Source organism: Arthrobacter sp. PvP103 (genome assembly GCF_017833075.1).
GTDB lineage: Bacteria > Actinomycetota > Actinomycetes > Actinomycetales > Micrococcaceae > Arthrobacter.
On record NZ_JAFIBQ010000001.1, the window covers coordinates 2698316 to 2710397 of the forward strand.

A 12082-nucleotide genomic window follows, 5' to 3' on the forward strand; every position below is an offset into this window, starting at 1 on the left:
ACGTGATCATCGAGAAAATCCTCGGCAACCTGCACGAGCTCCCTGCCTCCGAGGCCGGAGCGTTCGCCGGGCTGCACCAGGAAAAAGTGGTGCTGCCCAGCGCCCAGCTGGTGAAGCGGATCCAGCGTGTCACCACGGACCACGGGAAGGAAGTCGGCATCCGGCTGCCCGCCGGTTCCGGGGACCTGCGCGACGGCGACATCCTGCATGTGGCCGAAACCAACATGATCGTGATTTCCGTGCTGCCCACCGACGTCCTGGTGGTGGCGCCCCGGAGCATCCACGAAATGGGCGTGGTGGCGCACTCGCTCGGCAACCGGCACCTGCAGGCACAGTTCTTCGATGCCGGCTCCGAGTATGCGGCCGACGTGATGGTGTGCCAGTACGACCACACTGTGGAGGACTACCTCAAACATGTCGGGGTGCCCTACGAACGCCAGGAACGCGTCATGCCGGTCCCCTTCCGCCATGCCGAACACTCGCACTGACGCCGTGGCCGCGGCAGGTAGCTACCAGCTCGCGCTGCAGCAGCTGACCGACTCCGCCCTGCCCACCGGGGCGTTTGCGCACTCGCTCGGCTTTGAGACCTACATTGAGCGCGGCCTGGTTCATGATGAGGCGTCCTTCGGCGTGTGGCTGTCCGCGTTTGTGGGGCAGCAGCTGAGCTACTCCGACGGGCTGGCCATCAGGTTCCTTTATGAAGGCGTTTCCTTTGCGGAACTGGACGCACTGCTCACGGCGCAGCTCCTGCCGCGGCAGCTGCGGGAGGCCAGCACCAAAATGGGGACACGGCTGCTGGAGATCGGGACCGAGGTGTTCCCTTCCCCGGAGCTGGCGGAGTACCGGGCGCTGGTGGGTGCAGGCCGGGCCGCCGGCCACCAGCCGCTGGCGTTCGCCGTCGTCGCCCGTTCCCTGGGCGTGCCGCTCACCGAAGCGCTCGCCGCGTACCTTTTCGCCGCCGTCACGTCACTGACCCAGAACGCCGTCCGCGCCATCCCGCTGGGGCAGAACGCCGGCCAGCGGCTGTTGAGGAAAGCGTCCGACGACGTCGCTGCCGCCGTCGAACGGATCGGCCGCCTGGCGCCGGACGACTTCGGGGCCGTAAGCCCCGGGCTGGAAATTTCGCAGATGCGGCACGAGCGTCAACGTGCCCGCATGTTCATGAGCTAGCAGGAGGACACAATGTCTGAACCCATCAAGATCGGCATCGGCGGACCGGTTGGCGCCGGCAAAACGCAGCTCGTGGAGCGGCTCACCCGGCACATGAGCCGCGAGATCTCCATGGCCGCGATCACCAACGACATTTACACGATCGAGGACGCCAAGATCCTGGCCGCCAACGGCATCCTGCCCGAGGACCGGATCATCGGCGTCGAAACCGGCGGCTGCCCGCACACCGCCATCCGCGAGGACACGTCCATGAACACCGCGGCCATCGAGGAACTCAAGAAGCGCCACCCGGACCTGCAGGTCATCTTCGTGGAATCCGGCGGCGACAACCTCTCGGCCACGTTCAGCCCCGAGCTCGTGGATTTTTCGATCTACATCATAGACGTGGCCCAGGGCGAGAAGATCCCGCGCAAGGCCGGCCAGGGCATGATCAAGTCGGACCTCTTCATCATCAACAAGACCGATCTTGCACCGCACGTTGGCGCGGACCTCGCCGTCATGGAACGGGATTCCCGCGAGTTCAGGGGCGAGAAGCCGTTCTGCTTCACCAACCTCAAGACCGACGAAGGCCTTGACGCCGTCATCGAATGGGTGCGGCGCGATGTCCTGATGCTCGACCTGGCATCGTGAGCACGACGGCGGCCCCGGAGGTCGAGCTCGTCGAGACTGAAACCCCGATGGGGGAGCTTGCGTTGCGCGTCGCTGTTCGCGGGTGTAGGTCCGTGGCCGCACATCAGTACCACCGGGGCGCCTTGCGGATCTTGCGGCCGCACTATCTCGACGACTCAGGGCAGGTCTGCTATGTCGTGGTGAATCCGGGCGGGGCCTACCTTGGGGCCGATCTTTACGTCATTGACGTTGAGGTTGGGGATGGCGCGAAGCTTCTGCTGACCACACAGTCCGCCACGAAGATCTACCGGACTCCCGGGTCCTTCGCCGAACAGCGGATGTGCCTGCGGCTGGGGGAGGGGGCACAGCTCGAGCTGGCCCCGGACCAGCTGATCGCGTACCGGCAGGCCAGCTACCGGCAGAACACCCGCATCACCGTGCGGCCGTCGTCGAGCCTGGTGATGGCGGAAGTGGTGACGCCGGGGTGGTCCCCGGACGGGGCATCGTTCCGGTACGAGGAACTGCGGCTCCGCAATGAGATCCAGGTGGAGACGCCCGGCGGTACCGGGCTCCTGGCGCTCGACAACCTGCTGATCCGGCCGCCCCTCAACGACGTCACCGGCATGGGCTTCATGGAGGGCTACAGCCACCTGGGTTCGCTTGTGGTGGTGGACGCCCGGGTGGAGCAGGCGCTGGCCGACGAGTTCCACGCGCTGACTGCCGGGCACGATGCCTGCACCGGGGTGTCCCTGACCGCATCGGTCGGCGGAACCACCGGCCTGGTGCTGCGGTCGCTCTCCAACTCCACGGAGGAACTCAACCGGCTGCTGGGCGCCTGCACCGCCCTGCTGCGTGAACGCTGGTACGGGCAGTCACCCCTGAACCTGAGGAAGTACTGATGACCCCGCTGACCGGGTTCGCCGCGATGTACCGGGATCGGGAGCAATTGCCGCTCCGGACCCGCCTGCTGTTCGCGTTGGGTGCGGTGGCCGCGTTGCATCTTGCCGCCGTCGTCCTGCTGCTTGTCAGTTCGGCGGGTGCCGCGCAACCCCTGGCGCTGGGGCTGGTGCTCACCGCCTACCTGGCGGGCATCAAACACAGCTACGACTGGGACCACATCGCCGCGATCGACAACTCGACGCGGAAGTTTGTGGCCCAGCACAAGGATCCGGTAAGCGTGGGGTTCGCCTTCAGCCTGGGCCACAGTTCGGTGGTGATCCTGGCCGGAGCGCTGGTGGTGGGCGGTGCCGCCATGGTGGGTCAGTTCATGGAGGACGGAACCACCGGAAACCTGGTCCTGGGCCTGATCGGCAGCGGCGTCTCCGGGCTGTTCCTGCTGGCCATGGGCCTGTTCAACGGCTCGGCGTTCCTGCGGGCCGCGCGGGCCTACCGGAACGTGCAGGGCGGCGGTGAGCTGCGGGAAGGGGACCTTGAAGCGAAGGGATTCGTGGCATGCCTGCTGGCCAAACCGCTGTCCAAGGTCCGGCGGCCGCGGAACATCTACGTGATCGGCTTCCTGTTCGGGCTGGGTTTCGATACGGCCACCACCATAGGGCTGCTGGTGATGACGACGGCGGCCTCCCTCGCCGGGGTCTCCCCGCTGGCTCTGCTGGCGCTCCCGATGGCCTTCACCGCGGCCATGACACTGTGCGACACGGTCAACGGCGTGGCCATGATGCGCATGTACCGGTCAGCCATCCACAACCCGCAGCGGAAGCTCGGTTTCAACGCCCTGGTCACCGGTATCTCGGCCGTATCCGCGCTGTTCATTTCAGCGATCACCCTGGGCGGATTCTTCAATGCGGCGTTGGGGTTGGAGGATCCCCTCACCACTTGGCTGGGCACGGTGGACCTGGGCGAGGCCGGCCTGCTGCTGGTAGGTGTGCTGCTGGCCGTGTGGTGCGTTGCCGCGTGGCGGGGGCGGGTGAAGGGCGCTTCAACGGCCGTATAGCTTGCCCGCCGGGCGGCCAAAGACGCACCCCATGACGCGGGCAGGACCGGGTGGGAGGATAGGACGCATGGAACTGCACATCACAGGGGACCCCGCAGCGGACAAACTACTCAGCGACGACGCGTTTGCACTGCTCACCGGCATGCTGCTTGACCAGCAGGTGACCATGGAATCGGCATTTGCCGGTCCCGAGAAGATCCGGACGCGCATCGGCTCCATGGATCCTGCGGCGATCGCCGGGTACAACCCCCGGGACTTCGTTGAGATGTTCAAGGAGCGCCCGGCGGTCCACCGGTTCCCCGGATCCATGGCCGGACGTGTCCAGGCCCTCGCCGAAACGGTGCACCAGGACTGGAACGGGGACGCCACGGCCATCTGGACGCAGGGTGACCCCGACGGACCGGAGGTGCTGCGCCGGCTCAAGGCGCTGCCGGGATTCGGCGAGCAGAAGGCCAAGATCTTCCTCGCGCTGCTGGGAAAGCAGTGCGGGCTTCAGGCCGAAGGCTGGCGAGAGGCTGCTGGCCATTACGGCCAGCAGGATTCGTACCTGTCCGTGGCAGACATCGTTGACCCGGAGTCGCTGACCAAGGTGCGCGCCAGTAAGCAGGCGGCCAAGGCCGCTGCCAAGGCCGCAAAGACCGCCGGGCACTGACTGCCCGGGAAAAGGCCAGGGCGTGAAAGGCGGGACCGTGGGTGATCGGCTTGCAGGCAGGCTTGTTTCCCTGTGGGCGGCCACCGGCGGACCGGTGCAGTACGCCGCCCTCGATGAGGACCTGCATGATGCCCTCGACGTTGACGTGGCCGTGATCGGTGGCGGCATCGCCGGCCTGACCGCTGCGCTGGCCCTCAAGCGGGCAGGCCAGACGGTGGCCGTGCTTGAAGCAGCCCGCGTGGGCACCGGAGTCACCGCGAACACCACCGGCAAGGTCACGTCCCTGCACCGGCTGGCTTACACCGAACTTGCGGGCCGCCACGGCAAAGAGGCGGCCCGCACCTACGGCCAGGCCAACGAAGCCGCCATTGAGCACGTGGCGGACACTGTGGCGGGCGAAGGAATCGACTGCGGCTTCAGGCGGGTTTCCAACTACACCTACGCGGAATCGGAGCGTGCGCTCGCCCTGGTCCGGGAAGAAGCGGCGCTCGCGGCCGGGCTGGGACTTCCCTCGTTCTTCACCGCCGAGGTGCCGCTGCCGTTCCCGGTTGGATCGTTCCCGGTCGCCGGGGCGGTCCGCTTTGATAACCAGGCGCAGATCCACGCACTCCGGTACGTGCAGGGGCTGGCCCGAGCTGTGGACGGGGGCGGAAGTTTCGTCTTCGAGGACTCACCCGCCACGGGTTTCCGGGACGGCTTTCCGGCTGTCGTCGACACGGAGCGCGGATCGGTCCGGGCGAAGGAAATCATTGTCGCCACGAATATGCCGTTCGGCGATAACGGATTCTTCGCGGGGCGAACCTACGCGCACCGCTCGTACATCGTTGCTGCCCGCACTGACGCTGCCCCTTTGGATTCCACGTTTGTCAGCGTTGAAGAACCGATGCGCTCCATCCTGACTGCCGACGTCGACGGCGTCAGCTACGTCCTTGCCGGCGGTGAAGGGCACCCCGCCTCGGAGCAGGTTGACTCCGCCGAACGGTACGGCAGGCTCGCCGCCTTCGCCAGGGACCGCCTCGGCGCCGGAGAGATCGCCTTCCGCTGGTCCACCCAGGACGCCATGCCCGCCGACGGGCTGCCCTTCGTCGGGCACCTGTCGCCGGACTTCCGGCATGTCCACGTGATCACCGGGCTGCGCAAATGGGGGCTGACCAACGGAACGGCCGCCGCCCTGATCCTCCGGGATCTGCTCTGCGGCCGCACCAACCCGTGGGCGGCATTGTTTGACAGCACCAGGACCGTCCCAGCACAAGGTGCCGTGCCTCCGGCGTCAGATCTTCGGGAGGCGGCTCCTCCCAGGGAGCCTCCTCATAGGGCGCCGGCCGCACCGCCCGAGGCCGCCCCGGGTCAAGGAAGGGTCGTGGACGTAGACGGAGCAAAGACCGCCGTCTACGTCAGTCCTGCGGGCGGCGTCAGCGCCGTTTCGGCCGTTTGCACGCACCTGGGCTGCACGGTGGAGTTCAATGCGGCCGACGTGACATGGGACTGCCCGTGCCACGGTTCCCGGTTCAGTACCGACGGCACCGTCATCCAGGGGCCGGCCACCCGGAACCTCGCGGCCAGCCCGGCCCCGGCGGACCCCAGCTGAGCGCAGCCCGGCGTTAACCGGCCAGCTTGGCCCGTAGCCCGCCGATGATCACGTCCAGGCCGAAGTCGAAGGCGTGCCCGCCCCGCTCCTCCGACGGTCCTGCATTGCCGACTGCGCGCTTGAGAGTGGGATACCCCTCCGCCGGCGGGTCCCAGACGATGTCCGGGGCCGCGAGGTCCAGCGCCGCACCGAGGGCAAAGCTGTCGATGGTGGAGATGGCCGCCACGACGTCCCGCCCCCGGAATCCTGCCGCCTCGAGGGCCAGTGCCAGGTCTTCGTAGAGCCCGATGACGTCCGGATCAGTGATCGTTTGCAGGACCAGGAGCGGTGCCAGCCGCGGGTGCCGGACGAATGCGTCCCGGTAGGCGCGGATCAGGACCCGCAGGGCCGCTTCCCAGTCACTGTGGTCCACCGGCGGATACGGCTCTTCGGTGATGATCCGGTGGCGCAGGAGCTCCAGGATCTCGTCCCGGCCGCTGACGTGGTTGTAAATGGAGGACTGGCTGACGCCGATCTTCTTTGCCAGCTTCGGGAAGCTGAAGTCGCCGCTCTCATCGACCAGCTCCAAGGCAGCCGTGGTGAGGGCCTCCACGGATATCAGCGGGAGGAGCGGGCGCCCCATGGGTTCTCCTGACTGCAGCTCTTGAAGGTCAAGCCCAGCCTAGCCGGAGGGACTGCGCTGGTCCGTTTTGGGAAAAGTATTGTGCTCTGCGCCACACGCCTCCATAATAAACGAAAGCCTTTCGTTTAGCAGGGCTCCCCAGAAAGGACGGACTCGTGCCGGATACCCAAACCAGACCACCGACGTCGTCCGCGGACGGCTCCCTCAAGCGCAATGCCCTGGGAACGGGAGGCATTGCCTTCCTCGTCATCTCGGCCGCAGCCCCGCTCACCGTCATGGCGGGAGTGGCACCCGTAGCCATCGGCGTGGGCGGCATCGGCGCCCCGGCCGGCTACCTCATGGCCGGCATCGTGCTCACCCTCTTCGCCATCGGCTTCATGGCCATGACCCGCCATGTCAAGGCATCCGGCGGTTTCTACACGTACATTTCGCTGGCCATGGGCAAGACCGTAGGGCTGGCCTCCGCCATCCTGGCGATCGTCTCCTACAACTGCCTCCAGATCGGCGTTTACGGACTCTTCGCCGTCCAGACCCACGACATGTTCAAAGTGCTGTTCGGACTGGAAGTGCCCTGGCCGGCCATCGCCCTCGCCGCCGTTGCCGCCGTATGGTTCCTCGGCTACCGGGGGATCGACGTCGGTGCGAAGGTGCTGGGCGTGCTCCTGGTTGCCGAGACGGGCATCCTGGCGGTGATGGGAGCGGGCATCCTCGGCAGCGGCGGTGCCCACGGGATCAGCGCGGGTTCCTTCAGCCCGGAAAACGCTTTTGGCCCCGGCGTCCTGGCAATCCTGGGCATCTGCTTCGCCGCTTTCATGGGTTTCGAATCCACCGTGCTGTACCGCTCCGAGGCACGCAACCCGGACAAATCCGTGCCGCGGGCCATGTACATCGCCGTCGGCTTCATGTCAGTCTTCTACGCCTTCATCGTCTGGACCGTGGTCCAGGCCTACGGGGAAGACCGCGCCGTCGAAGCCGCGGGCGAGCTGGCCGGCGGCATGTTCTTCCAGACCATCAACCACTACGTGGGCCCGTGGGCCGAAGTGGTGATGTACGTCCTGATCGTCACCAGTGTCTACGCCTCGCAGTTGGCCTTTCACAACGCGATCAACCGCTACGTCTACATGCTGGCGCGCGACGGCGTGCTGCCCGCCTTCCTCGGCCGAACCCACCGCAGGTTCCAGTCCCCGCACCGCGCCGGCCAGCTGCAGACAATCCTCGCAGCCGTGGTCGTTGCCGTCTGCGCGCTGCTCAACGCCGACCCCTACCAGCAGCTCCTGATCTGGGTAAATACGCCGGGGATCTTCGGCATTGTGGGGCTCCAGGGCCTGGTGTCAGTCGCAGCCTTCCTCTACCTCCGCCGAAATCCCGCCGCGGCGACGCACAAACTCATGGTGCCGCTCAGCCTGGCGTCGGCCATCCTGCTCTTCGGCGTGGTGCTGCTGATCGGCCTGAACATCGAGCTGCTGACCTTCGCCGACACGCTGACCAACACCATCCTCATCCTGGTGGCGCCGCTCGTCTTCACCGCCGGGCTCCTGGCCGCCCGCTGGGTGCGCCGCCACCGTCCCGCGACCTTCGCGCAGATTGGAAGCTTCGAAACCCATGAATCCTGATGTGATCATCCTTGCCGACACCATCCACACCATGGAGGGCGGGTCCGCCCAAGGCCCCGCGCCACAGGCCGTGGCTGTCCGGGACGGCGTGATTGCCGCCGTCGGGAGCCGTTCGGATGCGGAGGCGTGGCCGGCCGCGGAGGTCGTCGACTTCGGTTCCGCCGTGCTGACCCCCGGCCTGGTGGACTGCCACATCCACCCTGTCTTCGGGCTGGATCTGACGCGTGGCTGCGACCTGTCCGGCGCCAAGGACCTTGCCGAGGTGCGCGCATTGTTGCGTGCCACAGCGGAGGCAACCCCGCCCGGGGACTGGGTGCGCGCTTGGGGCCTTGACCCCAATGTGTTCGGATCCGCCGCCGCCCACCGCGAGCTTATTGACGACGTCGTCTCCGGACAACCGTGCCTTATCCGCCTCTTCGACGGGCATTCCGCACTGGCCAGTTCCCGGGCGCTCGAAATCGCGGGCGTCACCGGACCGAGGGCCTTTGACCAGGCGTCGGAGGTGGTCTGCGATCCCGGCGGCAGGCCCACGGGGCTCCTGCTGGAGGCCGCAGCCATCGAGCTGGTGGCGCGGCTGATGCCGGCGGAGTCCTTCGACGAACGGAAGGCGAGGCTGGCGGAACTCTTCAGGCAGTTCTCCCGCTCCGGGCTGACGGGAGCGCACGTGATGGACTGCGGAGAGGGCTCACTGGAGCTCTTCCGGGCGCTTGAAGAGGACGCCGCGGACGGCATGGACGGCGGCCTCCCGCTGCGACTGCGGATCTCACCGTGGTGCATGCCCGGCAGCGGCGAGGAAGACTGGCGCCGGCTCGCGGAGCAGATCGGGGTGGGCGGCAAACGCTGGGAGGTGGCCGGCATCAAGCTGTTCGTTGACGGGACGGTGGACAACGGCACTGCGTGGCTCTTTGAGCCCGATATCTATGGGGAGTCGGTGACCCCGTTCTGGCCCCGCCCGGAGGAGTATGCGGCCGCGGTGCGCTTCTTCGCCGGCCGCGGGATTTCCACCGCTACCCACGCGATCGGCGACGCCGGAGTGGCTGCGGTCCTGGGCGCCTTCGAGTCCCTGCCTCCCGCGGTGCGGTCGGCTGCACCGGAGGCCGTGCACCGGATCGAACACCTCGAAACCGTCCCGGACGCCCTCATTGAGCGGTTCTCCCGCGCGGGCCTGGTGGCGAGCATGCAACCGACGCACTGCACCCACTACTCCCGCGCCGACCAGTCGGACAACTGGTCCACGCGGCTCGGAACGGAACGCGCGAACAACGCCTGGCGGTGCGCCGACCTCCGCTCGACGGGGACTACCCTGGGGCTCGGATCAGACTGGCCGATTGCCCCGTTCGAGCCGCTGCCCATCCTGGCGGACGCGCAGCTACGACGGCGGTCCGGCCACCCTGGCGAACAGCCGGTGGTTCCGGGCCAGGCCCTCACGGCTTTGCAGGCGCTCGAAGGCTACACCTCGCACGCTGCCAAAGCGGCAGGGGAGTGGGCTGTCTCCGGGTCCGTCACCGTCGGCAAGCGCGCGGACTTCACAGTGTTCGACGTCGACCCGCTGACGGTTGCCCCGGATGACCTGGCTGCCGCCCGGGTTCTGGCCACGTTCGTAGACGGGCGGGCGCAGCACCTGACGGTCGGGTCAGCCCGGTAGTGCGGCCGGCCTGGCCTGTACCTACGGACAACCCGGAACATGACCGAAACCGCAATCCGGCCGTTATCGAAGCCCCTCGTTCTTCCCCAAATCGAAGAAAAACGTCACACTGATGTTCCACACCCGCGCCTCGCTTCCGGACGAGATGGGGGTCCTGGAGGGCGACGGCGGGGTTTAAGGACAGGCCCCGCGGCGGGCCGGTAACATGCCGCTATGGCTATCGCACGCTTCCCAAGCTTTGTTATCGACTGCCCCGATCCGAAAGCCCTCGCGGGCTTTTATGGTGCCCTGCTCGGCTGGAACGAGAGGGTTGACGATGGCTGGGTGGAGATCCGGCCCGACGACGGCAGCAACTGCATTGCCTTCCAGCAGGTGGACGGCTACCAGGCGCCCGAGTGGCCTGGCCAGGCCCACCCGCAGCAGATGCACATGGACATGGTGGTGGAGGACCTGGACGACGGCGAACAAGAGGCCATCAGGTTGGGCGCCACCAAGGCTGAGACACAGCCCGGCACCACCTTCCGCGTCTTTCTGGACCCTGCCGGCCACCCGTTTTGCCTCTGCCTAAGCTGACATTTCGCGTCGCCGAATTCCAAGGGTCCGCGGACGCTTCAGTCAGTCAATGAAACTCCGCTAGCGGGCGCAAGGCCGTTTCCGGGACGCTGGGGAAGCCCCTAACTTCCCCTTCGTGACGAATCGAGCCGACGTTGACTCAACCATTCCGCCCCCCTTGTTCCTTGGCTGTCTGGGAGGCCTTGCCAGTACCCGTATCAACAGAACCTTCCGTGCGCGGGAGGAACACGGTTTGCTGGTCCGGCAGCGAAAACCTCCTAAGGAGCACCACCATGGCAACAGAGACCCCATCGCCGGCCGGAACAGCAGACAACTGAGCAGCCGACGACGGCGCACGCCGACTAAGTACCGGACGTCCTCTCGGGAACAATTCAGCCCGGCAAGGTGTTCTACCAAACTGTAGCCCTCGACGATGCCGCTGCCGGCTACAGCGCAATGGCCGACCGCACAGCGCTCAAAGTGCTGATCCGCCCACAAGACTTCCACCCAACCAGACGAATTGCTCACCCAACATTGGAGAGAATATTGCTTACCGCTAACGCATACGCCGCACCGTCCGCTGACGGAGACCTGGTTCCCACCACCATCGAACGCCGCGACGTCGGCCCGCACGATGTGCTGATCGACATCAAGTTCGCCGGCATCTGCCACTCGGATATCCACACCGTCCGCGGCGACTGGGGACCCCAGCAGTACCCGCTGGCACCGGGACACGAAATCGCCGGGATCGTCACCGAAGTTGGCTCCGAAGTCACCAAGCACGCAGTAGGCGACCGCGTCGGCGTCGGCTGCATGGTGAATTCCTGCCGCGAGTGCGTCAACTGCCAGAAGGGCGAGGAACAGTACTGCCTCAAGGGCAACATCGGCACCTACGGCGCTGTTGACCGCGACGGCACCATAACCCAGGGCGGATACTCCACGCACGTCGTGGTGACTGAAGACTTCGTGGTGCGGATCCCCGAGGGCATCGAGCTCGACGTCGCCGCGCCGCTGCTTTGCGCCGGCATCACCACCTACTCGCCGCTGCACCACTGGGGTGCAGGCCCCGGCAAGAAGGTCGCAGTCGTCGGACTGGGCGGCCTCGGCCACATGGCCGTCAAGATCGCCCACGCCATGGGCGCCGAGGTCACTGTGCTGTCCCAGTCGCTCAAGAAGCAGGAAGACGGCCTGAAACTGGGCGCGGACCACTACTACGCCACCAGCGATGAGAACACCTTCAGCGACCTGGCCGGCAGCTTCGACCTGATCATCAACACCGTCAGCGCTTCGATCGACATCAGCTCCTACCTGCAGCTGCTGACCCTTGACGGTGCCCTGGTGAACGTCGGCGCACCGGCCGAGCCGCTCCCCGTGAACGCGTTCGCACTCATCGCCGGCCGCCGCTCCTTCGCCGGTTCCATGATCGGCGGCATCCGCGAGACCCAGGAAATGCTCGATTTCTGCGCTGAGCACAACCTGGGCGCCGAGATCGAGGTCATCCCGGCCGAGAAGATCAACGAAGCCTACGAACGCGTCCTCGCCTCCGACGTCCGCTACCGCTTCGTCATCGACACCGCGACGCTCAACTAGCGCACAGCACGGCAGCGACCCTAGAAGCGGTCGCAACCACAAAGCAGCGCCGTCCTCACGAGAGGGCGGCGCTGCTTTTGCGTTTACTGT

General features: G+C 66.6%; 12 protein-coding genes. 11 read left to right on the forward strand and 1 reads right to left on the reverse strand.

Annotated elements, in window-relative coordinates; genetic code table 11:
- Positions 1 to 2: 2 nt before the first annotated feature.
- The 7 genes from ureE (at position 3) to JOE41_RS12470 (ending at position 5970) form a co-directional block, all read left to right on the forward strand.
- Complete coding sequence (gene ureE / locus JOE41_RS12440) at positions 3 to 488, forward strand: urease accessory protein UreE (RefSeq protein WP_209752516.1); 486 nt, start codon at positions 3 to 5, stop codon at positions 486 to 488.
- Positions 469 to 1170: an urease accessory protein UreF gene (locus tag JOE41_RS12445; protein ID WP_209752517.1), complete on the forward strand. Its 702-nt coding sequence runs from the start codon at positions 469 to 471 to the stop codon at positions 1168 to 1170. Before ureE ends, JOE41_RS12445 begins: the two co-directional genes overlap by 20 nt.
- Before the next feature lie 12 nt (positions 1171 to 1182).
- On the forward strand, positions 1183 to 1800 hold the full coding sequence (ureG, locus tag JOE41_RS12450) for an urease accessory protein UreG (RefSeq protein ID WP_011690117.1): 618 nt from the start codon (positions 1183 to 1185) through the stop codon (positions 1798 to 1800).
- A 47-nt stretch (positions 1801 to 1847) separates the two neighbouring features.
- Complete coding sequence (locus tag JOE41_RS12455) at positions 1848 to 2678, forward strand: urease accessory protein UreD (RefSeq protein WP_245201095.1); 831 nt, start codon at positions 1848 to 1850, stop codon at positions 2676 to 2678.
- Positions 2678 to 3730 carry a HoxN/HupN/NixA family nickel/cobalt transporter gene (locus JOE41_RS12460; protein ID WP_209752518.1) on the forward strand — a complete coding sequence of 351 codons (1053 nt, stop codon included), beginning with the start codon at positions 2678 to 2680 and terminating at the stop codon, positions 3728 to 3730. The genes JOE41_RS12455 and JOE41_RS12460 overlap by 1 nt, the downstream gene beginning before the upstream one ends.
- Before the next feature lie 67 nt (positions 3731 to 3797).
- The gene (locus JOE41_RS12465) at positions 3798 to 4382 is read left to right on the forward strand and encodes an HhH-GPD-type base excision DNA repair protein (protein WP_209752519.1); all 585 of its coding nucleotides are present in this window, start codon (positions 3798 to 3800) and stop codon (positions 4380 to 4382) included.
- A gap of 37 nt (positions 4383 to 4419) precedes the next feature.
- Positions 4420 to 5970, forward strand: a complete 1551-nt coding sequence (locus JOE41_RS12470; RefSeq protein WP_209752520.1) for an FAD-dependent oxidoreductase — start codon at positions 4420 to 4422, stop codon at positions 5968 to 5970.
- A gap of 13 nt (positions 5971 to 5983) precedes the next feature.
- On the opposite strand, the gene JOE41_RS12475 is transcribed toward JOE41_RS12470, so the two are convergent.
- Complete coding sequence (locus JOE41_RS12475) at positions 5984 to 6592, reverse strand: TetR/AcrR family transcriptional regulator (protein ID WP_209752521.1); 609 nt, start codon at positions 6590 to 6592, stop codon at positions 5984 to 5986.
- Positions 6593 to 6747: 155 nt separating this feature from the next.
- On the opposite strand from JOE41_RS12475, the gene JOE41_RS12480 reads away from it, so the two are divergent.
- The 4 genes from JOE41_RS12480 (at position 6748) to JOE41_RS12495 (ending at position 11992) form a co-directional block, all read left to right on the forward strand.
- Positions 6748 to 8205 (forward strand): APC family permease, encoded by a 1458-nt coding sequence (locus tag JOE41_RS12480; RefSeq protein ID WP_209752522.1) that lies wholly within the window; start codon positions 6748 to 6750, stop codon positions 8203 to 8205.
- A complete protein-coding gene (locus JOE41_RS12485; RefSeq protein ID WP_209752523.1) occupies positions 8195 to 9850 on the forward strand; it encodes an amidohydrolase in 1656 nt (551 codons plus the stop codon). Before JOE41_RS12480 ends, JOE41_RS12485 begins: the two co-directional genes overlap by 11 nt.
- A 213-nt stretch (positions 9851 to 10063) precedes the next feature.
- Complete coding sequence (locus JOE41_RS12490; protein ID WP_011690125.1) at positions 10064 to 10423, forward strand: VOC family protein; 360 nt, start codon at positions 10064 to 10066, stop codon at positions 10421 to 10423.
- Between the two features lie 525 nt (positions 10424 to 10948).
- A complete protein-coding gene (locus JOE41_RS12495) occupies positions 10949 to 11992 on the forward strand; it encodes an NAD(P)-dependent alcohol dehydrogenase (protein WP_209752524.1) in 1044 nt (347 codons plus the stop codon).
- Positions 11993 to 12082: the final 90 nt, after the last annotated feature.